19 protein-coding genes are annotated in these 24,030 nt (G+C 68.2%); 8 read left to right on the forward strand and 11 right to left on the reverse strand.

Features of this window, described 5'->3' with window-relative positions; all coding sequences use genetic code 11:
• Positions 1-149 precede the first annotated feature (149 nt).
• Positions 150-2,039 carry an arginine--tRNA ligase gene (argS, locus tag AC50YM_RS13610; protein ID WP_494957486.1) on the forward strand — a complete coding sequence of 630 codons (1,890 nt, stop codon included), beginning with the start codon at positions 150-152 and terminating at the stop codon, positions 2,037-2,039.
• Positions 2,040-2,176: 137 nt separating this feature from the next.
• A complete protein-coding gene (gene menD / locus AC50YM_RS13615) occupies positions 2,177-3,955 on the forward strand; it encodes a 2-succinyl-5-enolpyruvyl-6-hydroxy-3-cyclohexene-1-carboxylic-acid synthase (RefSeq protein WP_494957538.1) in 1,779 nt (592 codons plus the stop codon).
• A 662-nt stretch (positions 3,956-4,617) separates the two neighbouring features.
• Here the strand turns inward: menD and AC50YM_RS13620 are convergent.
• The 4 genes from AC50YM_RS13620 to map all read right to left on the reverse strand — a co-directional run bounded on the left by AC50YM_RS13620 (position 4,618) and on the right by map (position 9,784).
• Positions 4,618-5,175, reverse strand: a complete 558-nt coding sequence (locus AC50YM_RS13620) for a hypothetical protein (protein ID WP_494957487.1) — start codon at positions 5,173-5,175, stop codon at positions 4,618-4,620.
• 765 nt (positions 5,176-5,940) lie between these two features.
• Positions 5,941-8,016 carry a putative bifunctional diguanylate cyclase/phosphodiesterase gene (locus AC50YM_RS13625; RefSeq protein ID WP_494957488.1) on the reverse strand — a complete coding sequence of 692 codons (2,076 nt, stop codon included), beginning with the start codon at positions 8,014-8,016 and terminating at the stop codon, positions 5,941-5,943.
• A gap of 565 nt (positions 8,017-8,581) precedes the next feature.
• A complete protein-coding gene (locus tag AC50YM_RS13630) occupies positions 8,582-8,860 on the reverse strand; it encodes a hypothetical protein (protein WP_494957489.1) in 279 nt (92 codons plus the stop codon).
• A 159-nt stretch (positions 8,861-9,019) separates the two neighbouring features.
• A complete protein-coding gene (map, locus tag AC50YM_RS13635) occupies positions 9,020-9,784 on the reverse strand; it encodes a type I methionyl aminopeptidase (protein WP_494957490.1) in 765 nt (254 codons plus the stop codon).
• A gap of 63 nt (positions 9,785-9,847) precedes the next feature.
• Between map and AC50YM_RS13640 the strand changes: the two genes are divergently transcribed.
• Positions 9,848-10,150, forward strand: coding sequence for a helix-turn-helix domain-containing protein (locus AC50YM_RS13640; protein WP_494957491.1), 303 nt, complete (start codon positions 9,848-9,850; stop codon positions 10,148-10,150).
• A gap of 265 nt (positions 10,151-10,415) precedes the next feature.
• Here the strand turns inward: AC50YM_RS13640 and AC50YM_RS13645 are convergent, their stop codons facing one another.
• The 3 genes from AC50YM_RS13645 to AC50YM_RS13655 form a co-directional block, all read right to left on the reverse strand.
• The gene (locus AC50YM_RS13645) at positions 10,416-10,979 is read right to left on the reverse strand and encodes an NAD(P)H-dependent oxidoreductase (RefSeq protein WP_494957492.1); all 564 of its coding nucleotides are present in this window, start codon (positions 10,977-10,979) and stop codon (positions 10,416-10,418) included.
• 101 nt (positions 10,980-11,080) lie between these two features.
• Positions 11,081-11,623, reverse strand: a complete 543-nt coding sequence (locus AC50YM_RS13650; protein ID WP_494957493.1) for a YceI family protein — start codon at positions 11,621-11,623, stop codon at positions 11,081-11,083.
• A gap of 131 nt (positions 11,624-11,754) precedes the next feature.
• Positions 11,755-13,167, reverse strand: coding sequence for a dihydrolipoyl dehydrogenase family protein (locus AC50YM_RS13655; protein WP_494957494.1), 1,413 nt, complete (start codon positions 13,165-13,167; stop codon positions 11,755-11,757).
• Between the two features lie 317 nt (positions 13,168-13,484).
• Here AC50YM_RS13655 and AC50YM_RS13660 point away from each other — a divergent pair, with 317 nt between their 5' ends.
• Positions 13,485-14,528: an LLM class flavin-dependent oxidoreductase gene (locus AC50YM_RS13660; protein ID WP_494957495.1), complete on the forward strand. Its 1,044-nt coding sequence runs from the start codon at positions 13,485-13,487 to the stop codon at positions 14,526-14,528.
• A gap of 299 nt (positions 14,529-14,827) precedes the next feature.
• Positions 14,828-15,805, forward strand: a complete 978-nt coding sequence (locus AC50YM_RS13665) for a hypothetical protein (RefSeq protein WP_494957496.1) — start codon at positions 14,828-14,830, stop codon at positions 15,803-15,805.
• A gap of 98 nt (positions 15,806-15,903) precedes the next feature.
• Here AC50YM_RS13665 and AC50YM_RS13670 read toward each other — a convergent pair whose 3' ends face one another.
• From AC50YM_RS13670 to AC50YM_RS13685, 4 genes are all read right to left on the reverse strand, one after another.
• Positions 15,904-16,680 (reverse strand): amino acid ABC transporter ATP-binding protein, encoded by a 777-nt coding sequence (locus AC50YM_RS13670; protein WP_494957497.1) that lies wholly within the window; start codon positions 16,678-16,680, stop codon positions 15,904-15,906.
• Positions 16,677-17,651, reverse strand: a complete 975-nt coding sequence (locus tag AC50YM_RS13675) for an amino acid ABC transporter permease (RefSeq protein ID WP_494957498.1) — start codon at positions 17,649-17,651, stop codon at positions 16,677-16,679. The genes AC50YM_RS13670 and AC50YM_RS13675 overlap by 4 nt, the downstream gene beginning before the upstream one ends.
• A gap of 35 nt (positions 17,652-17,686) precedes the next feature.
• Complete coding sequence (locus AC50YM_RS13680) at positions 17,687-18,640, reverse strand: ABC transporter substrate-binding protein (protein ID WP_494957499.1); 954 nt, start codon at positions 18,638-18,640, stop codon at positions 17,687-17,689.
• A 268-nt stretch (positions 18,641-18,908) separates the two neighbouring features.
• Positions 18,909-20,300: an isochorismate synthase gene (locus AC50YM_RS13685; RefSeq protein ID WP_494957500.1), complete on the reverse strand. Its 1,392-nt coding sequence runs from the start codon at positions 20,298-20,300 to the stop codon at positions 18,909-18,911.
• Between the two features lie 249 nt (positions 20,301-20,549).
• On the opposite strand from AC50YM_RS13685, the gene AC50YM_RS13690 reads away from it, so the two are divergent.
• From AC50YM_RS13690 to AC50YM_RS13700, 3 genes are read left to right on the forward strand one after another with little or no spacing between them, the layout of a single operon-like run.
• A complete protein-coding gene (locus AC50YM_RS13690) occupies positions 20,550-21,338 on the forward strand; it encodes a demethylmenaquinone methyltransferase (protein ID WP_494957501.1) in 789 nt (262 codons plus the stop codon).
• 12 nt (positions 21,339-21,350) lie between these two features.
• Entirely contained in the window at positions 21,351-22,712 is a 1,362-nt protein-coding gene (locus AC50YM_RS13695) for a geranylgeranyl reductase family protein (protein WP_494957502.1), read from the forward strand.
• On the forward strand, positions 22,709-23,809 hold the full coding sequence (locus AC50YM_RS13700; protein WP_494957503.1) for a polyprenyl synthetase family protein: 1,101 nt from the start codon (positions 22,709-22,711) through the stop codon (positions 23,807-23,809). The genes AC50YM_RS13695 and AC50YM_RS13700 overlap by 4 nt, the downstream gene beginning before the upstream one ends.
• The last annotated feature ends 221 nt before the right edge of the window (positions 23,810-24,030 follow it).

Genomic DNA, 24,030 nt, shown 5'->3' on the forward strand with positions numbered 1-24,030 from the left:
CCGCGGCCGCCTCCACCAGCAACGCGGAGTCAGATCCGGCCCATGTCGGGTGCCGGGACCGGCGATATCTGACCCCGCGTTGCTTGGGGGAGGGGCGTCGGGGGAGGGGCGGAACTGATAATTTGAACAGTGTGAATAATCCGGCCGAAATGGTTGTCCCCAGAGTCCAGGCAGCAATTGCCAGCGCGTTCGGCGAAGAGTACCGCGGCACCGATCCCGTGGTCCGGCCCTCGCAGTTCGCGGACATCCAGATCAACGCCGCCATGGCCCTGGCGAAGAAGGTCGGCATGCCGCCGCGGGACGCCGCCGCCCGGATCGTCGAGGCCCTGGACCTGGACGGGATCTGCACCGCGGCCGAGATCTCCGGACCCGGCTTCATCAACCTCACCTTCGACGGGACCTGGATCGAGGAGCTGCTCAACGCCGAGTCTCCCGGCGCCCCCGGCGTGCCCGCAGCGGAAGCCCAGCGCGTCGTCGTCGACTATTCCTCCCCCAACGTCGCCAAGGAAATGCACGTCGGGCACCTGCGCACCACGGTGGTGGGCGACAGCCTCGTCAAGGTCTTCGAAGCCCTCGGCGACACCGTCATCCGGCAGAACCACATCGGCGACTGGGGCACCCCGTTCGGCATGCTGATCGAGCACTGGCTGGAGATCGGCGAGGACTCCCCGGAGGCGGCGCTGCTGGTCGATGACCCCAGCGCGTTCTACCAGGCGGCCCGCGCGAAGTTCGACGCCTCCGCCACCGACGAGGACGGCTTCGCCACCCGCGCCCGGCTCCGCGTGGTCGCGCTGCAGGGCGGCGACGCGGAAACCTTCGCTATCTGGCAGCGGCTCGTGGCCCAGTCCAAACGCTACTTCAACGCCATCTACGCCATGCTGGGCATCAGCCTGACCGACGACCACATCGCCGGCGAAAGCTCCTACGATGCGCACCTGGCCCAGCTGTGCCAGGAACTCGAGGAGCGCGGCCTCGCCCGGATCAGCGACGGCGCCCTGTGCACCTTCCCGGCCGGCTTCAGCGGCCGCGACGGCCAGCCGATGCCGCTGATCATCCGCAAGTCCGACGGCGGCTACGGTTACGGCACGACCGACCTCGCCACCATCCGGTACCGGGTCCGCGAGCTCGGCGCGGACCGGGTTTTGTATGTCGTGGGCGCGCCGCAGAACATGCACCTGCGGATGGTGATGGCCACCGCCCGCGACGCCGGCTGGCTGCCGGAGACGGTGGAGGCCGTGCACGTGCAGATCGGCAACGTGCTGGGGGAGGACGGGAAGATCCTGAAGTCCCGCTCCGGCGCCCCGGTCAAGCTGATGGCCCTGCTGGAGGAGGCCGTGGACCGCGCCCGCGCCGTCATCGACGCCGGCCGGCCCGAGCTCACCGAGGACGAACGCGCCGTGACCGCCCGGCAGGTGGGCATCGGCGCGGTCAAGTACGCCGACCTATCCGTGGGGCACGACACCGAATACGTCTTCGACTTCGACCGGATGCTGGCCCTGAGCGGCAACACCGGGCCCTACGTGCAGTACGCCGCCGCCCGGATCCGCTCGATCCTGCGGAAGGCCGGCGTGCTGGAGCGGTACGACGCGCTGGAGGCGGCCGGATCGGACGACGCCGGTGCGGCGCTTGACGGCGACGAGGCCCTTGGAACCTTCGCCACAGCCGCCGGGACCACCGGCACCGGCACACCCGGCACCGACACGCCCGGCGACGGCACACCCGGCGCCGGCACCGACAGCGACGGCAACACCCCGGCGACGCCGATCGCCGTCGTCGAACCGGCCGAGCGCGCGCTGGCCCTGCACCTGCTCGAATACGGCGTCACGCTGCACAAGGTACGCGAGATGCTCGAACCGCACCGGCTGTGCACCTACCTGTTCGAACTCGCCCAGCTGTTCACGTCCTTCTACGACCAGTGCCCCGTGCTGAAGTCCGAGGATTCCGTCCGGGAATCGCGGCTTGCCCTGTGCGCGCTCGTCCTGCGCCGGCTGTCCGAGGGCCTGGACCTGCTCGGCATCGAGACGCCGGAGAACATGTGAGCTCCCCGCGAGGTACGGACGCTGACGGCACTGGCGCCGACGGCCGGGAAGCTCAGGGCGCGGACGGCCGCGACGCTCAGGGCGCGGACTTCAGACACGGCGCGGAGGCTCAGGACGGCGCGGCGGATGCCGACAGTCTGACCGCGCTCGACGCCGCCCGGATCGCCGTCACCGCCCTGCTGCTCCAGGGTGTGCGCTACGTGGTGGTGGCGCCCGGCTCGCGCTCCGCTCCGATGGCCTATGCCCTGGCCGAGGCCGACGCCAGGGGACGGGTGGAACTGCTGGTCCGGATCGATGAGCGCGACGCCGGGTTCACCGCGCTCGGCCTGGCCCTGGCCACCGGCGCGCCCGCGGCCGTGCTCACCACCTCCGGGACCGCCGTCGGCAACCTGCTACCGGCGGTGATGGAGGCCAACCACGCCGCCGTCCCGCTCGTGGTGATCTCGGCCGACCGCCCCGAGGAACTCCGCGGGACCGGCGCCAACCAGACCACCGTGCAGCTGGACCTGTTCGGTGAGCATGTCCGCTTCGCCGCCGATGTGCCCGCCGGCAGCGACCCGCGGCGCGCCGTCGAGACCGCGCTCAGTGCCGCCACCGGCGCCTTCGAGGACACCGCGCCCGGGCCGGTGCAGCTCAACCTGGCCTTCCGCGACCCGCTCGTGCCCGCCCCCGGCGACCGGCTCCCGCCCGAGTCCGGCCGCCGCGTCTACCGCGCGCCCCACGGCCCGCTGGCCCTCGATTTCCCGCCCGCCGCCGGGAGCCTGCCGGAGCGGCGCACCGTGGTGCTCGCCGGGCACGACGCCGGACCGGTCGCCGAAGCCTTCGCCCGCGCCCACGGCCTGCCGCTGCTGGCCGAGCCGTCCTCCAACGCGCGCTTCGGGCCTAACGCGGTGGGCCCCTACCGGATCGTCCTGGACGCATTCGGCCCGGACTCCGCGCAGCCGATCGAGCGCGTGGTGCTCTTCGGCCGGCCAACCCTCTCCCGGCCGGTGAGCAACCTGCTGGCCCGCGCCGACGTCCCCTCGGCCCTGTACCAGCCGGTTCCCGTGGCCTGGTACGAGCCCGGCCGGCGCACCGAACTCCCGCTCGACAACCTCGCCGACCTCGCCGACTTCGCCGGCCGGGGCTCCGCGGCCTGGCTGGATGCCTGGCTGCTGGCCGGGGCCGCCGCGCAGCACGCCGTCGACGTCGTCCTGTCCGGAAGTGGCCCCGCCGGGCTGGGCGCCGCCGTAACGGACGCCGCCGGGCCGGCCGTGTCCGGCCCCGCGTCGCCGTCGGGCACCGCCGGGCCCGCAGCGGTGACCGGTCCCGCCGTCGGCGCCCTGGTCTGGCAGCACACGCACGGACAGCTGGTGCTCGGCTCCTCCAACGGCATCCGCGACGTCGACCTCGCCGGAGCGCCAGCCGCGGAGCCGGCCGCCACGGTCTTCGCCAACCGCGGCCTCTCCGGGATCGACGGAACCCTGGCCACGGCCACCGGCATTGCCCTGGGCGGCCGGCAGGAAACCACGGTGCTGCTGGGCGACGTCACCTTCCTGCACGACGCCGGCGGGCTGCTGCTTGGCGCCGGGGAAGTGGAACCAAACCTGCGGATCGTGGTCCTGAACGACGCCGGCGGGGCCATCTTCGGGCTGCTCGAACACGGCGCCGTCGAGGCAGCGGGCCGCTACGGCACCGCCGTCGAACGCCTCTTCGGCACCCCGCACAGCGTGGACATCTCGGCACTCGCGGCCGCGTACGGCGTCGAGCACCGCTCGGTCAGCACGACGGCGGAGCTCGCCGCAGCGCTGGCGGAACCCTGGGAGGGCCGCAGCATCATCGAAGTCCGCACGGACCGGCGCGGGCTGCGGGAACTGCACGCGCGCATCAGGTCCGCAGTAGGCGCCGCGGTGGCACGGGTGCTCGCCGCGGAGTAGAGCGGCGGGGGAGTACCCCGGAGCCGGCAGCCGCGCCGGCGCGTGATGCTCCGGTTTCGGACGCCATGGCCATGCCGCCGGGATCTGGACTCGATGGCCATGCCGCCGGGGCCTTGACGCCATTGCCTTGACCTCGCACCGTCTTCGACGGGATCCTTTCGATTCCGGGAAACCCATACATTTCCCTGGGTGTCGGCGTGATGGTCCTGGCAGGTATCACCGCGTCCTCCGTCGGAGCGGAAGGCATCGCGGTCAAGTCCTTCGCACCGACCTACCTGGACATGGGGCTCAACCCGGAAACCGTCCACCGCGCGATCGCGATCTCCGGCGGAACATCGCTGCTGCCGCATAACTGGACCACAACATCGCCATGCCGTTCAACGCCCTGTCCTCCACCCAGCTGTTCAACTCCATGGGCAAGGACAAGCCGCAGGCCAAGTAGCCGAACCGGCTGTGCGCAGCGCGGCGCCCCCTGACATTGTGTCTGGGGTGCGCCGCCCACGACGGCGTGCCGGAGCGATCCGCGGTTCGCCGCGGTGCGATTGGCGTCCTGAGGCGGCCGCCGGGAATCCGCTGCGGAAACGGACAGCCGCCACGTGGATCCGCGTAGCAGCTGTCCGAAACCAGCGCGGAAATCCCGACGCGGCTCGGGCTCAGGGCCCTCACCGGCCGAAGAAGCGGCCCCAATCCAGGGCATCGCCCAGGGCCTGGTCGCTGAAACCGGGGTGGGCCCGGCGCAGGTGGTTCCTGTCGGCCTCCAAGTTCCAGGGGCCGTAGCCCATCCGTATGCCTTCCTCGATCAGGGCGTCGGCACGGACGACCGCGTCGGCGATCTGCTCGCGCGAGAACAGGTCTCCCAGGACCCCGCCGAGCCTTATCCGGCCGAGACCGTACTCCCCGACGTGGCCGGAGTAGCGGCGGTTGTAGTAGTGCAGGGCGAACACCGCGTTGAGCATGTCCAACCCACGGGCCTCGGCGATCATCTTCTCCCGGCGCACCCTAACACCCACCTGGGCCTCGGCGATCCGGGCCAGCGCGTCGTCGAGCCCCACCTCGTAGCGCTCGGGAGGGTATCCCGGGAGGGTGTCCTGCAGGCGCTCAAGGGCAGACTCCCGGAAGTCCCTGCCTTCCACCAACCGGCCCCCGTGATGCATTGCGGCCGAGCGCAACCGCCACTCCCGCGCTTCCGGTGTCTCCTCCGGGCGCTCCGTACGGCTCACGGGTTCTCCGTTCTCTCAGGGGTGTCCGGTCTTCGCCCGGCGCATTGCGTCAACAAACGAGACCAGCATCTAACGCAAACGGCTCACGCGGAAGCACCCATGCCGTCCGAGCCGGCGGGGTTCACTGAGCCGGTCCCCGCGGAGCGCAACTGACCGCGCCGCCGATTGGAAGTACACACCCTAATGTCGGCGTCGAGAATGTCGGCGTCGAGCGCCAAGAGGCTCTTCGTGCCAAGGTTTCCGGCAGCCGGCAGCCGGCAGCCGGCGGGATCCGGAGCAAGGCGTTCGCAGCGGGAGTGAGGGGCGGCGATCTGAGGCCGCCGGGACAGGAGCCATGGGATGACGCGGTACCTGATTTCGTTCGATGACGGCGATCACGCGGGCGGAGTTCATGCTGGGAGGGGAGCGCTGGGGCGGCGTCGAGATCCTGAACGTTCGCCGGGTGTAGACGGTCTCTGACGTGGTCGCCGTCTCCGCGCGTGACAGAAGGCATTTGGCCGCCCTGCTGGAAGTCGCGCTGGCGCACCGCGAAGCCGGTTTCGGCGACGATGAGGTGGGTGTCCTGTGGGAGTTGGCGCACAGCATCGTACGGATACTTGGAATCCACGGAGCGGATCGAACCTGAAGTTGGGTCGGGCTCGAAGATGCGTCTCCTCGGCAGCAGAGACCAGGATAACAACGGTGGAAGCCCCAGCCCCAGCCCCTGATTTGTGACACCAGTCCCAATGCCGGACCCGTCCTCGCGCGGTGTGTGCGGTGGTTGTGTCAGCTGCCGATCGTGTCTTCCAGTTCGACGTCGGGCACCGGCTGGAACCGGGGGCCTGAGGTCAGCAACGCCTCGATCATCTGGGAGGGACCGGGCGGGGATAAGTGGTATCCCTGTCCCATCTTGCATCCGAGGCTGCGGAGAAGGTGCAGCTGTTCGGGTTCTTCGATTCCTTCGGCGATCACGTCGAGGGAGAGTTTGTGGGCGAGGCCGAGGATTCCTTCGAGCATGGCTGTTGAGTGTGCCCGGCTTTCCTGCGGGCTGAGGAAGGATCGGTCGATTTTGAGGATGTCCGCGGGCAGCGCAGCGAGCGTGTTGAGGGAGGAGAATCCGGTTCCGAAGTCGTCGATAGCGATGCGGACGCCCCAGGATTTGAGGGTATTGATGGCGCTGATTCCGCCGTCAACGTTGCTCGCCAGGGCTGTTTCGGTGACTTCGAGGACGATTTTGTCGGCTTCAGTGGCGGGGTTGGAGAGGATGCGTTTGATGGAAGCCAGACTGCGGGGGTCCCGGAGCTGGAACGTGGAGAGGTTAATCGCGATCCAGAGGTCAGCGCAGCCGGGCAGGCTTCGGCGCCACGTGGCGGCCTGTTGGGTGGCGGTCTCCAGCACCCAGCAGCCGATGGCGTCGATGTCGCCGGTTTCTTCGGCCAGGGTGATGAACTCTGTCGGGGGCAGTAGTCCCAGGGTGGGGTGGTGCCAGCGCACGAGTGCCTCGACGCCGACGATTGCCCCGGTGTGCAGGTTGGTGACGGGCTGGTATTCAATGCGGAGCTGCCCGGCGGGTGTGGCCGCGGCGAGGTCGGCTCTGAGGGCGGCCCGGTATGCCATGTGGTCATAGCCTTCGGCGTCGAAGAGCTGGTAGCGGTCTTTGCCGCCGTGTTTGGCCATGTACATCGCGAAGTCCGCTTGCCGCAGCAGGGTGGAGGGGTCCTGCGTTCCGGGCTGCCTTTGGGCCGCTCCCGTGCTGACGGTGACCATCAGGCGGTTTTCACCAAGCTGAAAAGGTGCGCGCATGGCCTCGTGGATGCGTGCCGCGACCGCTCCGGTCACGGAGCTAGCCTCCTGGTCGGTGACCAGTATCGCGAACTCGTCCCCGCCGAGGCGGGCGACCAGGTCGCTGGGGCGCACGCAGCTCTTGAGCCGTGCTGCGAGCTGGAGGAGCAGGGCATCGCCGCTGTCGTGACCGAGGGAGTCGTTGACATTCTTGAAATCATCGACGTCGATGAACAAAAGGCCTGTGTGGCGGGCCCTGCGGTCCCGGGCAGGGCCGAAAGTAGCGGCAAGGCGTTCAGTCAGTGCGGTGCGGTTGGCGAGTCCGGTGAGGGGATCGTGGTTGGCCCGGTGGGTGAGTTCCTCGTGGCTGTCGTGGACGGTGGCGGCGAGGGAGTTGAACGCTTCGGCCAGCTCGCCGAGTTCATCGCGGCGGATCACCTCAATGCGGTGGCGGTAATCGCCGGCGCGCAGCTTTGCGACGCCCCGGTGCAGACCCACCAGAGGCTGGATCAGGTACTTGATCATTCGACTGCGGAAGTACAGCACGGCGGCCGCGGTCAGGCAGAACAGCGCAGTGCGCGCCACGATCACGAGCTGTTCGAGCCTTGCGCTGGAGGCGAGCCCCATATCCAACGCCTCCAGGGACGAGCGCTCAATACCGTCCAGTTGCGCACGGATACGGGCGCCGGCGGCGGTAAAGGCAGGAATTTCGGAGCGACGGTCCACTTCGGCAGCCGGAGTCTGGTCTGCCCGCAAGCCATGGGCCGCCAGGTTCTCCTGCCATGCGAGGCGGGCCTCAACGACGTCGGCCCGCATGGTCATCTCGCTAGGAAGAACCACGGATGCCTCCTCGAACAGGTCAGACAACTCTTGCTGCCGCTGGATGTAGGCGGCCCGGTCCGACGGTGCACCGGAGAGCAAAAGAAGTCCCGTCTGCTCGTGGGCATCCAGGGCGGCCCGCAGGCCGGCGATGATGTCCGACTGGGTGTGGAGCCGTGAAGCTGCCGAATGCACCTCGTTCATGACTCCCCGGACACCGACGACCGTCGCCGCGGCCCCGAGCAGCACCGCGAGGAACATTAGTAGGAACGCCCAGGACCATTCACGTTGCAGACTCCAGGTCCGGGCCGGAGCACCAGGCAGGGCTCCGGACGCAGTGATCGCCCGTGAAGGAACGGCAGGGCCGATACCTGGAAACCGACAGCCACAATCACAGGACATGCCCTGATCGCCGTCGACCGGGCCGGCAGCCGGCTGCGCCCTGCGATCGTCTTCGACGCTGTCGGCCAGGCCGTGCTCTGTCATCATCTGCCTCCGGGAAGGTGCAGGCACGCGCCGCACCGCCAACTGGAGCGTAGCGGAATCGTTCCGGTATCCCCGCAAGCGTGACGCCGGTAACTATCCGGAGTTACCCGGTTTGGGAACCGTGCTGGCCACCACCTGCCCGGTAGGCGGGCCGATGGATAGTGTCCGGGAACAGGAAGATAAATGAACGCAAGCACCGTGCCGTGCCCGGCCGTGCCCGGCCGTGCCCGGCCGTTGCCCACGGCCGGGGAATCGGTGCCCTTTCCGCTTCTGGGTTTCCCTGCCGCACTTAGGGGCATTCCAGGCCTTGCTTGCTTAGGTCAGGGCAGTGCCTGCGCCCTCAGAGACCGCGGACGTTATCCTTTTGGTTGCGGGCGGGCGGGCGGGCGGGCGGGCCGGCGGGCGGGCCGGAGGCGAGTGGCGGGACGTGCCGGCGGACAGCATCGAAGAGCTGTGCGACATTCATTCCGCCGCTGGCCGCCGCCGTGACCGCGGGAACCCCGGCTGCCATGGCTCGGCACATCGCTTCGACAAGCGCAGCGCGGGCCTGGTCGGCCCGCATTTCAATTAGTTCCACTTCGCCGGCGGCGACGTGGACGGCAGTGAGGCGTGTTTCCAAGATAGTTCTCCGGGTGTGTTGGTCGGGTCAGCTGCGGGTGCCGGGCAGGTCAGTCGCGCGGGTTCTGGGGAGGGCACATCGCGTACGCCGATCTCGGCCGCTTCGGGGCCCGGCATGGTGCCGGAACCGGACAGAGTGGTCAAAACCCATTGCGAAGGGTCAGACCGTGAGGATGACCGGTCCGTCGTCCGTGATGGCTATAGTGTGCTCGCTGTGCGCGGTGCGGGCTCCCGTGGCACTTCGGAGGGTCCATCCGTCCGGATCGGTGACGAGATCGGCAGTGTCCGCCATGACCCACGGTTCGATGGCCAGCAGCAGGCCGGGGCGGAGCATGTATCCCCGGCCCGGACGGCCCGTGTTGGGGATGTGGGGATCCTGATGCATCGTCGACCCGACGCCGTGCCCGCCGAACTCGGTGTTGACGGGGTAGCCGGCCGCCGCAAGGACGGATCCGATGGCGTGGGAGATGTCCCCGATGCGCGCGCCGGGATTGGCGGCCGCGATTCCGGCTTCGAGTGCCCGCTGGGTCGTCTCAATCATCAAGGCGTCCGACGGGCTGGATGACGCTCCGACGGTGAAGCTGACGGCGGCATCGGTGACGATCCCGTCGAGGGACGCAGCAAAGTCCAGGGTGAGCAGATCGCCATTCCTGAGGGCGTAGTCGTGAGGCAATCCGTGCAGCACGGCGTCGTTGACGGACGTGCAGATGAAGTGACCGAAGGGCCCGCGGCCGAACGAGGGAGCGTAATCGACATAGCAGGACTGAGCGCCCGCCGCGGCGATCATCTCACCGGCCCAGCGGTCGATCTCCAGGAGGTTGGTGCCGACCCTGACCCGCTCCTGCAGGCTCTGCAGAACTGTGGCGATGAACCTCCCGCTCACCTTCGCCCGCAGAAGCTCCGAGGGGCTGAATATTTCGATCACTTGATGATCCTCTCGCATTTCCAATAACTATACCGGTAATACTATGCCGGTATAGTTGGCCCTATGGTCAGACTCCCACTCACTCCCGCCGAGCTCGAACGAGGTCAACATCTGGGCGCACTGTTGCGTCGGGCGCGGACGGACCGCTCCATGTTCGAGGTGGCGGTCGCCGCGGGCATCTCGCCGGAGACACTCCGGAAAATCGAAACCGGGCGCGTGGCGACTCCTGCGTTCTCCACGATCGCGGCGATCGCGACCGTACTTGGTCTCTCGCTCGACGACGTTTGGTCCGCCATTAACCCGCCGGCACAGGCGTCCGGGCGCGAACATGGATCGGACCGGCGGCCCGACCGCCTGGCGTCCTAGGTTCGGACGCGGAACGCCCCCGGAAGCATTTTTGCTGCCGGGGGCGTTCTGGGTAAAGGCCAGTGGGCGGGGGTGTTCGGTGTGTCGCAGAACCTCCGCCACGGAAACTGTCCAGCAGGGAATCCGGGGGAGTTTGCCCCGGGGGTGTCCTCGGCATCCTCCCGGAATCCGCTGCGGAAACAGACAGCCGCCACGTGTATCCACGTAGCGGCTGTCTGAAACCGGCGCGGAAATCGCTCCGCGGAAGGCCCGAGGCGTCTGCGGGTCAGGCTGCGGCGACCGTGCGGGATTCTTCCAGTGCGGCGAAGACGCCCTTGATCTGCTCGACAACCTCGGCGTCGTCCTTGGGGTGGACCTCGGCGAAGCGGACCATGGAGCCCGGGACGGCGAGCTTGACGTCCTCGAGGACATGGGCGCCGGCGATGCCGACGGCCTTGCGGGCCTCGTCCTGGGCCCAGACTCCGCCGAACTGGCCGAAGGCGGTGCCGACGACGGCGGTGGGCTTGCCGGAGAGGGCGCCGGCGCCGTACGGGCGGGAGAGCCAGTCGATGGCGTTCTTCAGCGAGGCGGGGACGGTGCCGTTGTGCTCCGGGGTGACCAGGAGCAGGGTGTCGGCGTCGTTGGCGGCGGCACGCAGGGCAGCTGCCGCGGCGGGGACCTGGCCCTCGACGTCGATGTCCTCGTTGTAGAACGGGATGTTGCCCAGGGTCTCGTGGATGAGAACCTCAACGTGCTCGGGGGCGTTGAGCTGGATCGCTTCGGCGAGCTTCTGGTTGGTGGAGTCGGCGCGCAGGCTGCCGACCAGGGTGAGAACGGTGTTCTTGGACATGTGTACTCCTAGAAATCGCGCCGGCGGTTCCGGCGGCTGGTAATTGTGCAGGCTTGGGACCTCTACCGAGACCCCGCGGACCGCGGTCCGGTTGGCGTGAATCAGCTGGCGGGAAGCACGAAGGCTGAGTCGATGGTGATGGTGACCTTGTCGCCGACCAGCACGCCGCCGGCCTCGAGGGCGGCGTTCCAGGTGATGCCAAAGGCCTTGCGGGAGATCTGCGCGGTGGCGGAGAATCCGGCGCGGGTGGCACCGAAGGGGTCCACGGCGACGCCGCCGAATTCGACGTCGAAGGCAACCGGAAGGGTGGTTTCCTTGATGGTCAGGTCACCGGTGAGCTTGAAGTTTTCCGGGGCGCCCTGGGCCGCGGTGGCCTTGAAGGTCATGTGCGGGTACTGCTCGACGTTGAAGAAGTCCGGGCCCTTGACGTGCGCATCGCGGTTGTCGTCGTTCGAATCAAACGAGGCGGTCTGCACGGTTGCCTGGACCGAGGAGGTCTCCACTGCGTCGCCGACCACCAGGGTGGCGTAGGCCTCGGTGAACTGGCCGCGGACCTTGCTGATGCCGGCGTGCCGGACCGAGAAGCCTACTTCGGTGTGGGCCTGGTCGAGGGTCCAGGTGCCGGGGGTGAGTTCGATCGTCATGGGTTTGTTCTCCTGGTTCGGCGGTAGCGAGGTGGAATGTTTATGCATATGCATATAAGTTTGCAGGCGATTGGTTGAATTGTCAACCTTTGGTGGGGCGTGCGGTGCCGGGGCGATCACCCGGGCGCCGCTCAGTCCTCGAGGTAGGCCGGTGTGAACAGCAGCGTCAGGCCCTCGGCCATGGTCGGGTGGGTGAGGATGGCGTCGCGGACGGCGGTGTATTCCAGCCCGGCGAGCATCGCCATCTGGAGGACCGCGATGGTTTCGCTGGCTTCGGTGCCGAGCAGAGCCGCCCCCAGGATCTTGTTGGTGTCCCGGTCGACGACTGCCTTCCAGAAGCCGTCCAGATGTCCAACGGTCCGTGCGCGGGGGATGGCCGTCACCGGCATTTTCGCGACGCGGACGTTGTGGCCGGCGTCCCGGGCCTGCTGCTCGCTCAGGCCGACCCGGCCGAGCTCCGGGGTAGTGAAGACGCTGTAGGGAATCAGCCGGCCGGCGGTGCTGCGCGGCTCGCCGTGGCCGCCGCTGTCGCCGTTCCTCACCGCCAGGTTGGTCTTCAGGACCCGGTAGTCGTCGTAAGAGGCATGCGTGAACTGGGGCGACCCGGCGGCGTCGCCGGCCGCCCACACGCCGTCGGCGCTGGTGTGGAGGTATTCGTCGACCGTGATGAAGCCGCGGTCGTTCCGTTCCACGCCGGCACCTTCCAGGTTTACGCCGTCGGTCATGGGGGTGCGGCCCACCGCCACCAGGATGTCATCGGCGGTCAGCGTCTCACCGGAGGAGAGCGTGAGTCTGATGGTGCCGTCTGCGGCGCGGGCGATCTTTTGGGCCCGGGCGCCCAGCCGCACGGTGATGCCGGCGTCGGTGAAGTTCTGTTCGACGGCGGCGGCAACGTCCGCGTCCTCCCGGGCGAGCAGCCGCCCGCCGCCCTGGACGACGGTGACGTCGACGCCGATGGTGTTGAGCAGGTCCGCGAACTCGCAGCCGACGTACCCGCCGCCGAGGATGATGGTGCTCGCCGGCAGGGACTCCAGCTCCAGCAGGGTGTTGCTGGTCTGCACCTGGGACTCCGCCAGGCCGTCGATCGGCGGCAGCAGCGGCTCCGTGCCCAGATTCAGCACGACGTCGGCGCCGCGGAGCGTGCGCACGCCGCCGTCGTTCATCATTACCTCCACAGTCCGGGGAGCGACGAACTTCGCCTCGCCGAGGATGAAGTCCATGCCCGACCCGGTGAAGGATGACAACTGGCCCCCGACCATGGTCTCCACGACGTCTTCCTTGCGGTGGCGCAGGAGCTTGAGGTCGATCCGCGGGTCCTCGGCTCCGGAAATACCAAATTCGGCGGCCCGGCGGACGGTTTTCAGGACCCGGCCGCTGTTGATGAGGGTCTTGGTGGGGATGCACGCCACGTTGATGCACGTCCCGCCGATCATCGAGCGTTCCACCATCGCGACTTTGCGGCCGGATCGGGCTAGGTCCATCGCCAGGGTCTTGCCGGCCTTTCCGCCGCCGACGACGAGCAGATCTACATCCTCAATCTCCATGCGTTCCTCCTGGGTTGGTGCCCGGGGCCCTTCGGCCGTATCTGTGCTCGGCGTGCCCCGCTCCGGATGTTGCATTCCCTTCATCCTGTCACTCGGACCTCCAGCAGCGGCGTCCCGGTCGGGTGTGAGGCAGCGCACGATGGTTGACATTTCAACTCCAAGTGCAAGACTAGATGCATACGCATATAAATTCGCATCCCGGAACACGGACGAGCAGCTGCTGCCCACCCGGCTGTCCTCCCGCTTAGAACATCTCACTTCGGCGTAATGACGGCTCCGGCATCCGCCCACTCAGACCCTGCACACAGGAGAACATCATGGAACTCGGCGCCTACAGCTTCGGCGACACCCCGCGACACCCCGACGGAAGCCTCCGGCCCACCGCGGAGGCGATCCGCAACCTCTTCGACGCGATCGTCCATGCGGACCAGGCCGGGCTCGACTACTTCGGCGTCGGCGAACACCACACCCTGGAAATGCCCGCGTCCTCCCCGGGAACGGTGATCGCCGCAGCGGCCGGCGCAACGAAGCAGATCAAGCTCGGCAGCGGCGCGAGCATCATCAGCACCGACGACCCGGTCCGCGTATTCCAGCAGTTCGCCACCGCCGACGCCGTCTCCGGCGGCGGTCGGGTGGAAATCACTGCCGGCCGCGGATCCTCTGTGGAGACCTTTCCGCTCTTCGGCTACGACCTGGGCGACTATGACCGGCTCTACGCGGAAAAGCTCGACCTGCTGATGCGCATCAACAACAGCAAAACCGAGACCGTCACCTGGTCAGGGACCGTCCGGCCCGAGCTCCACGACCTGGCCGTCGTGCCCCGGCCGGTCAACGGGGCGCTGCCCCTGTGGCTGGCCACGGGCGGCAGTGCCCCGTCTTCGGTCCGCGCCGGAAAGCTCGGACTGCCGATCTCCTACGGCATCATCGGCGGGGCCCCCGCCAGGTTCGGCCCGCTGGCCGACCTCTACCGGGCCTCCGCCGAAGAGGCAGGCCACTCCGGAGGGAACATCAAGGTCTCCGTGGCGGCCCTTGGACTCATCGCACCCACGAAGAAGGAAGCGCTGGAACGGTTCTACCCCGGCTGGTACAACCTGAACCTCGAAATGGGCAAACTCCGCGGCTGGCCGGCACCGGACCAGCGCCAGTTCCTCGCCCAAGCGGACTTCCCCGGCGCCTACTACGTGGGGGACCCGGACGAAATCGCCCACCGCATCGTGGACCTGCACGGCCACATGGGGCATATGCGGCACTTCCTCCAGATGGATATCGGCGGCCTGCCCCAGGAGCACTTCCTCGACTCCCTCACCCTGCTCGCCACCGAGGTCAAACCGCGCGTCGAACGGCTCCTGAAGAAGCTGTAGGAGCCGGGGCTGCCGCCGGGTGCGGCTGCCGCGGGCAGCTGGCGGCACCTTGCGGAGCGGCGGCACCCGGCAGCTGGCGGCACCTTGGAGCCGGCGGGGCCCGGGGCAGGGGCCGGTGCGTTTGCGCTGCGGTTCCGGACGGGGGCGGCGCGGATCCGCGGCGCGCCCGTCTGAAAGCGCAGCGAATACTCCGCGGGCTTTCGCGCCTGTCTGAAACCGCCGCGGATGCTCGACCGGTGTTTTCCACATCCGGGCCCCGGCTGGTGGTGCGGCGCTGGGATGCGGGCCAGTATCGATGCATGGACCTGCCTGCCCTGATTCTCAGCAGCGACCTGGCGCGCCTTGGTCAGGATTCGCGTGCGCTTGCGCGGCAAGCCGAATCGGGGGAACTCAGACGCCTCCGCCAGGGTGTATATGTCCGGGCCGAGGCGTGGGATGCACTGCAGCCCTGGGAGCGGTACCCGCTCATGATCCATGCCGCGGCATCCACCCTGCGCAGCCGGACCGTCTTCTGCCGCCAGTCGGCTGCTGCGCTTTCGGCCATCCCAGTGCTCGGAACGATGCATCCTGTTCACGCCTGTACGTCCGACGCCGGCGGGGGACGTTCCAGGGCGGGGGTGCGGCGGCACTTCGTCGATCCCCAGTCCCTCCAGGTCGAGGAACGCCAGGGCCTGCTGGTCACGGCCCGGCCGCGGACGGTGCTGGACCTGGCCGCCTTCGGATCTTTTGAGCAGGCCGTGGCAGCCGTCGACCACGTACGGCGGCCCGCACGGAATGGGCCGCCGGCGCTGCACCTTGCGTTGCTCGAGGCTGGCATCGCGGGCATCTACACGGCCGCCGCAGCGCGCAGGATCGCCGCCGCCCTTGAGTTCAGCGACCCGGCGTCGGGCTCTCCGGGAGAGTCGGTGAGCCGGGCGATGATGCACCGGCTGGGGTTCAAGGCGCCCGTGCTCCAGCACGAGGTCCGGGATGCCCGGGGACTCGTCGGCTTCACGGACTTTGAGTGGCCCGAGGATGGCCTGTCCGGCGAATTCGATGGTCTGGCGAAATACCGGGCCGCGGTCTACTTGAAGGGGCGGACGCCCGCCGATGTCGTAATTGAAGAGAAGGCTCGCGAGGACCGGATTCGGGCCACCGGGCGCCGGGTCATCCGGTGGACCTGGTCCGAGCTCGCGAGCCCGGAGAGATTTGCGGCTTTCCTCGATGAGAAACGGGTCCCGCGGCGGCCGCCGGGAGTCCGCTACGGAAACGGACAGCCGCCACGTGGATCCACGTAGCGGCTGTCCGAAACCGGCGCAGGAAACCGGCGCGGGTAGCGGCTGTCCGAAACCGGCGCAGGCAACCCGGCGCAGGAAACCGGCGCAGGTGACCGGAACTACAGCACCCGGCTGAGGAACTCCTGGGTGCGGGGATGCTGCGGGTTGGCCAGGACCTTCAACGGATCGCCGGATTCCACCACGACGCCGCCGTCCATGAAGGTCAGACGGTCGCCCACTTCGCGGGCAAAGCCGATCTCGTGGGTCACCACGATCATGGTCATGCCTGACTTGGCGAGGTCCTTCATGACGTTCAGGACATCGCCCACCAGTTCGGGGTCCAGCGCGGAGGTGGGTTCGTCGAAGAGCATGAGCTCTGGATCCATCGCGAGGGCTCGGGCGATTGCCACCCGCTGCTGTTGCCCGCCGGAAAGCTGCGACGGGTAATGGCCGGCGTGGTCCGAGAGTCCCACGCGGTCCAGCAGTTCCATGGCCCTCTTCCGGGCAGCATCCCGCGACTGGCCCTTGACCTGGACCGGTGCCTCCATGATGTTGTAGAGGGCTGTCTTGTGCGGGAACAGGTTGAAGCGCTGGAACACCATGCCAATCTCGCGGCGCTGGGCGGCGATTTGCTTGGTTTTGAGGTCATGGAGCCGGCCGTGGACTTCGCGGTAGCCGATCAGCTTCCCGCCCACGGAGATGCGGCCCGCGCTGATGGACTCGAGCAGGTTCACGCACCGCAGCATGGTGGACTTGCCGGAACCGGACGGGCCGATGACCACGGACACCTCGCCCCGGTTCACCTCCAGGTCGATGCCGCGCAGCACGTGGTGCTGGCCGTAGAACTTGTGGAGCCCCTCGATTCGCACCAGCGGATTCTCAGCGGTGATCGTCATTTTGCTTCCTCCACGGGAAAGTTCTTCGTCAGTGCCGGCCCGGCACCGCCGCCTGGCGCGCCGGCTCCGGCGGCCTTGGCTGCCGCCGGGTTGATCGCGGCCGGGGCAAGGTTATCCACGCCCTTGCCGTAGTAGGCCTCGATGTAGTGCTGGCCCACCATGAGCAGGCTGGTGATCACGAGGTACCAGATGGCCGCCACGATCAGCAGCGGTACCGGCAGATAGGTCCGGTTGGCCAGGGTGTTCGTGGCAAACGTCAGGTCCAGGGTGAACGGCACGGCCAGGACCAGCGAGGTGGTTTTCAGCATGCCGATGGTTTCGTTGCCGGTAGGCGGCACGATCACCCGCATGGCCTGCGGCAGGATGATCCGCCACATGATCTTGGTCTTGCCCATACCCAGGGCTTCGGCGGCTTCCTCCTGGCCGCGGTCCACCGACTTGAGGCCGGCCCGGAAAATTTCCGCAAGATAGGCTGACTCGTTCAGGCCCAGGCCCAGGATGGCCGCCGCTGTGGTTGTGATGACGGTGCTCGTGTCCACAGCGAACCACTCGGGTCCGAACGGGATGCCGGCGGTCATCTTGGGATACAGGACGGAGATCAGGCCCCAAAAGACCAGCTGCGTGTACACCGGAGTGCCGCGGAAGAACCAGACCCAGGCCCAGCTGGACCAGCGGAACACCGGGTTCTCCGACTGGCGCATAAACGCCAGGAGGATCGCAAGGACAATCGCCAAGACCATGGCGGCCGCGGTCAGTAACAGCGTCCAGCCGACGCCCTGCACCACCTTGGTGTCAAGGATGTAGGTCCCCACAATGTCCCAGCGGAAGTTGGGGTTGGTGACCAGGCTCTGCAGGAACAGGGTGAGCACGCCGAGGATGATGATGGCGCTGATCCAACGGCCCGGATGCCGGACGGGAACCGGATCGTTCAGCACTACCGGAGCTTCGGGTGCTTCCTGCTGACTGTCCATCTTCGCACCTGGTGTGTGGCCGGTTGCGGGAAGACTCAAGATCCGACCGCCGGGTTGACCTCGGACTTGGTGATGGCGCCGTCGGCGTTACCCCAGCCTTCCAGGATCTTCTTGTACGAGCCGTTCTCGATGAGCTTGCTGACCGTCTTCTGGACGACCTCGGCCAGGGCCATGTCCGACTTGGCGACGGCGATCCCCTGCGGTGCGGAATCGTAGACGTCGCCGATTTTCTCGATCTGGCCGTTGGTCTGGGTGATGGCGTAGCCAACGATCGGCGAATCGGCGGCCATCGCGTCGACGCTGCCGTTGACCAGCCGCGTGGTGATGTCCGTCTGGTTCTTGAGCGTCACGATGTTAATGGGCTGCTTGCCGTCCGCAACACACTTCTTGGTGCGCTCCGACAGGTCCGGATCTTCCTGGACGGTACCGGTCTGCACGCCGATGGACTTGCCGCAGAGGTCATCCAGCGAGATCTTCTTCGGGTTGCCCTTCTGCACGGCCCAGGCGGTGCCGGCGTTGAAGTAGCTGACCATGTTGACCGCGCCGAGTCGCTCCGGGTTGATCGTGAAGGAGGAGATGCCGAGATCGTACTTCGGGCCAAGCGCCGGGAGGATGCCGGTGAACTCGGACGTCTGGACCTGCACCTTCAGGCCCAGGGTGGCGCCGATCGCCTTGGCGATGTCGACGTCGTATCCCACCGGGGTCTGCCCGTCGGTACCGAGGAATTCCGCGGGGGCGTAGGAGGTATCCGAGCCTACGGTCAGGGTGCCCTTGGACTTGATTGCTTCCGGCACCATGGCCGCCAGGGCGTCGTCCTTCTGGACGGTGCTGGGGTCGAAGCTGGCCGCAGCGCTGCCGGACGGCTTCGCCGCGCCGGGGGTTCCGGATTCGGAGGCGTTGGTGCAGGCGGAGAGCGACAGGGCGCCAATGGCAAGTACGGTGGCTGCCTTGAGCGGGAAGGTGCCCAGGAGCGAACGAGAGATCTGCATTTTCTTACCTTTTGTTGCAGGAGGGATGCGTAACTGAGTTGGTTTATAGTGTATCGCCGAAGAAGAGATGTGCATCACAGAAAACTAAGTTTCACTATTGGATAACTATTTCGAGGTTAAATACAAGAGTTCCCCACGTCCAAGTGTCTGAAATCCCGGATTCGAAGCCCGGAATCACCCACAGCCCGGAATCACCCACAGCCCGGAATCACCCGGAGCCCGGAACCACCGGAGCCGGAGCCCGGAGTGACCGTGACTTAGCGGCGGCTCAGCTGCTGATGCCCAGCGACTCCAGCATCGGGCGGAACTTCGCCCAGGTTTCCGCGAGTTCGGCTTCCGGCACGGAGCCCTCGACGACGCCGCAGCCCGCGTAGAGCCGGACGGTGGTGGGGGATTCGATGACGGCGCCGCGCAGCGCGATGCCCCATTCGCCGTTGCCGGCCGCGTCGAGCCAGCCGACCGGTCCGGCGTAGGGGCCGCGGTCCAGGTGCTCCAGCTTGCGGATCAGCGCGCCGGCCACCGTCGTGGGCGTGCCGCAGACGGCCGCCGTCGGGTGCAGGGCGTTGATCAGGGCCAGGCTCGTGGGGACATGTCCCTCCACCTCGGCCAGTTCCGCCTTCACGTCAGAGGCGAGGTGCCAGACGTTGGGCAGCTCCAGGATGAAGGGTTCGCTGTGCGCGTTCATCGCTTCGGAGAAGGGGGCCAGTTGGGTGGTCAGCGACTGGATCGCGATGTCGTGTTCGTGCCGCTGCTTCTCGGAGCCGGCCAGCACGCGTTCGGCGAATTCCAGCGGCGAGCCGGCCATGCCGTCGGCGTCGCGGCGGTCCAGGGTGCCCGCCAGGACCCGGGCCTGCGCGGTGCGGCCCTCCACCTGGATCAGCATCTCCGGGGTGGCGCCGACCAGGCCGTCGACGCCGTAGGTCCAGCACTCGCGGTAGCGGACGGCGAGCTGGCGCAGGATCTCGGCGGCGTTCACGCCGGCCGGGACGGTGGCGACGATGTCGCGGGCCAGCACCAGTTTCTCGAGCGCGCCGGTGCGGATCTCGGCCACCCCCGCGGCCACGGCGGCCTTCCAGTCGTCCTCGCTCAGCGAACCGGTGTGCAGTGTCGCGCCGGCGGCCAGAGTCAGCGGGAGCACGACGGCGGCTCCGGCCCGGGCGCCAGGCGCAGCGCCTGCCCGGTCGCCAGGGGCCGGGTCCACTGCGGGGTCCGCTCCGCGCCCTGCGCCGGGGGTCCCGAGCCAGCGGTCCAGGGCGGCGCGGGCGCCCGCTTCGGTGAGGTCGCCGTCGTCGAACGTCAACTGGGTGAGCCAGCCCTTGCCGTCCCGCAGTCCCACGACGATTTCGGGCACGATCAGCCGCGACTCGTGCGCGGAGGCTTTGGAGAAGGCGAAGGAGCCGAACGCGACGGGGCCGGTGCCGGGGCAGTCCACGGTGTCCGCGATCTCGGCCTCGAGGACGAGGTGGCGCCACCAGATGTCCGCCTCGAGGAAACGGTCGGGCCCGGTGGCGGTGAAGCGGGCCACCTCGCCGAAGCCGACCAGGCCGGCTTCGCGGCGGGTCCAGCAGAGCAGGTCGTCCCGGACCAGAAACGACGGCAGCCCCCCGGGGAATAATTCGGCATCGAGGGGGACTGTCAGGGTACGGAACGTGCTCGTCATAGTGAGACAACACTACTCCCGGACCGCCGGAGGCCCGGCTCAGGGCGCGGGCGGGTGCGGCGGGCGCGCGGTTTCGGCCCGGCTCAGGGCGCGGCAGGGTCCGGCGGGCGCGCGGCTTCGGCCCTGCTCAGGGCGCGGCAGGGTCCGGCTCAGCCCCCGGTCACGCCCGGCGCCGCCCCGGCTCAGGGCGCGGTTGGGCGTGTTGGGCTCCGGTTAGGGCGTGTGCTGATCATTTGAGACAATGTCAGGGTGAACCGAGCATCCTTGGATAAGCGTCCGGACGAAGTAGCCACGATGTTTGACGACGTCGCCCCCAAATACGACGTCGTCAACGATGTCCTGTCGATGGGCCAGACCCGTCGGTGGCGCAAGGTCGTCGTCGAAGCCATGGACGTGAGGGCGGGCCAGCGGGTCCTCGACCTCGCCGCCGGGACCGGCACCTCCAGCGAACCGTATGCCGACGCCGGCATCGAAGTGATCGCGTGCGACTTCTCGCTGGGCATGCTCAAGGTCGGCAAGCGCCGCCGCCCCGACATCGACTTCATCGCCGGTGACGCGACCCGCCTGCCGTTCGCGGACAACACCTTTGATGCCAGCACCATCTCCTTCGGCCTGCGCAACGTCAACGAGCCGAAGAAGGCCCTGGCCGAGATGCTCCGGGTCACCAAGCCGGGCGGCAAGCTCGTCATTGCCGAGTTCTCCCAGCCCGTGGTGCCGCTCTGGCGCACCATGTACACCGAATACCTGATGCGCGCGCTGCCCGCGATCGCCGTCAAGGTCTCCTCCAACCCGGACGCCTACGTCTACCTCGCCGAGTCCATCCGCGCCTGGCCGGACCAGGACCACCTCGCGGCCTGGCTGCAGGAAGCCGGCTGGGACGACGTCTCCTACCGCAACCTCAGCGGCGGCATCGTCGCCGTGCACCGCGCGGTCAAGCCGGGCGCTGCCGCAGGTCCGTCCGCATCCGCCGCGGCGCTGGCCAACCACACCGGACCGGTGGCGAAGCTGCGACGCAACATCACCCGGCCCGCGCGTTAGTCCCTTGCCGCTGTGAATGTACTGATCGTCGGCGCAGGTCCGGCCGGATCCACTGCCGCCTACTACCTCGCCCGGGCCGGCATCGACGTGACGGTGCTGGAAAAGACCAGCTTCCCGCGTGAAAAAGTCTGCGGCGACGGCCTCACGCCGCGCGCCGTCCGCGAGATCCAGAAGCTTGGCCTGCCGCACCCCGAAGTAGACGGCTGGCGCCGCAACAAGGGCCTGCGCCTGCTCGCCGGCGGCCGGAGCATTGAACTTCCCTGGCCCGAGGTCTCCGATTTCCCGCAGTACGGGCTGATCCGCACCCGGCTCGGCTTCGACGAGGAGCTCGCCCGGCACGCCCAGTCCGCGGGCGCCGTCGTGATGGAACGCCACAGCGTCACCGAGGCATTGCGCGACGACGCCGGCCGCGTCACCGGGGTCCGCGCCGCGCTGCTCGACGAGTCCGGACGCAAGACGGGGGAGACGCGCGATTTCATCGCCGACGTCGTGCTCGCCGCGGACGGAAACTCCAGCCGAACCGCCGTGTCCCTGGGGATGCAGAAGCGCGACGACCGGCCGCTCGGCGTCGCCGTCCGCACCTACTTCACCTCGCCCCGGCACGACGACGACTGGATGGAAGGCTGGCTGGAACTCCCCGGCCGCGACGGCAAGCTGTTGCCCGGCTACGGCTGGGTGTTCGGCGTCGGCGACGGCACCTCCAACGTGGGCCTGGGCATCCTGAACTCCTCCAAGGAATTCGGCAAGCTCGACTACAAGCAGGTGCTGCGCGAATGGACCGCCGGGATGCCCGCGGACTGGGGCTTCACGCCGGAAAACCAGGTCGGCGAGATCCGCGGCGCCGCGCTGCCGATGGGCTTCAACCGCACCCCGCACTACTCGCCGGGGCTGTTGCTGCTGGGCGACGCCGGCGGCATGGTCTCGCCGTTCAACGGCGAGGGCATCTCCTACGCGATGGAGTCCGCCCGGTTCGCCGCCGAGTTCATCATCGACGGCGCCGCCCGCTCGGCGTCGGCCGGCTGGGGGACCGGGACGGAAGCCGACAGAGCCGCCGACGCGCACCTCGCGCGGTACGCGGACTACGTGCGGGACCAGTGGGGGTCACACTTCACCCTGGGCCGGGCCTTCGCCGCCCTGATCGGCAAACCGGCCGTGATGAAACTGGCGCTCCGGACGGGCATGCCCATTCCTGTGCTGATGCGGTTCGTGGTGCGGCTGCTGGCCAACCTGACCGATCCCGCGGCCAAAGGCTTCGAGGACCGGGTGATCCGGCTGCTGGAATCGCTGGTCCCGGCGACGTCCAACACCGGCGGCTCTCCGCAGGCCGGAACCAACTCCGCGGTTTCCGCAACAGAAGTTAGGGTTAACCCGTGACCAACTCTGCAGACCACAGCTGGACGCACGCCGGACACGGCCTGCCGAGCTCTGAGCCCGACCTCAACACCACCGCGATTGCCACCGGATTGCAGCTGCCGGCCGGCTTTGCCGCGATCGCCGGGGACCCCGAGCTGGGGCCTGCGATCACCACCAACCTTGCCCGCGTGGAGAAGAAGCTGCGCGAGGCCATCGCCAACTCGGATCCGTTGGCTGACGCGACGTCGCGCCACCTCGTGGAAGCCGGCGGCAAGCGGATCCGGCCGCTGCTGACACTGCTTTGCGCGCACCTGGGCGACGCCTCGCGGCCCGCCGTGGTGCAGGCTGCCGTCGTCGTCGAACTGACGCACCTGGCGACGCTGTACCACGACGACGTGATGGACTCCGCGCCGTTCCGCCGCGGTGCCCCCACGGCGCACGAGATCTGGGGCAACTCCGTCGCCGTCCTGACCGGTGACCTGATTTTTGCCCGCGCGTCCATCCTGGTCTCCGAACTGGGTTCCCGTGCGCTCGGCATCCAGGCCCGCACCTTTGAGCGGCTCTGCCTGGGACAGCTGCACGAGACCGTGGGCCCGCGTCCGGACGAGGATCCGGTGGAGCACTACCTCTCGGTCATCTCGGACAAGACCGGCTCGCTGGTGGCGGCCTCCGGGCAGCTCGGCGCGATCTTCTCCGGTGCCGATGAAAGCTACGAGCCGATGCTGGTCGAGTACGGCGAAAAGGTGGGCGTGGCCTTCCAGCTCGCCGACGACGTCATCGATGTCACCGGCGTCAAGGTCAAGTCCGGCAAGTCCCCGGGAACCGACCTGCGCGAAGGGGTGCCGACGCTGCCGGTGCTGCTGCTGCGCAAGCGGGCCGACGACGGCGACCAGTCGGCCATCGAACTCCTGAAGCTCATCGACGGCGACCTCAGCTCCGACGACGCCCTCGCCGCCGCGGTCGCCGGCCTGCGGGAACACCCCGTGACGGCGGAATCCTGGGTGGTGGCCCGGGCCTGGGCCGACGAGGCGATTGCCGCGCTCGCGCCGCTGCCCGCGGGTGTTGTCAAGGATTCGCTGAGCAACTTCGCGCTGGCCGTGGTGGACCGCGCCAGCTGACATTTCCTGGGTGGGCGGCGGGCTGGGCTGGTCTGCCCGCTGCTGGGTTCTCACCTTAAACGGATTGGCCCCGGTTCCTCACAACGTTCCGAGTCATCCGTTGTGTCGAACCGGGGCCATTTCTCCGTTCGCATCAGGTCCACCGGAGGCATTTAGTGGACCCATGAACGAGCCTATGACAGAAGTGTCATGCTGTCTAGCCTCTGTGTAAATCAGTTGTC

The organism is Pseudarthrobacter sp. RHLT1-30-1 (assembly GCF_059383415.1).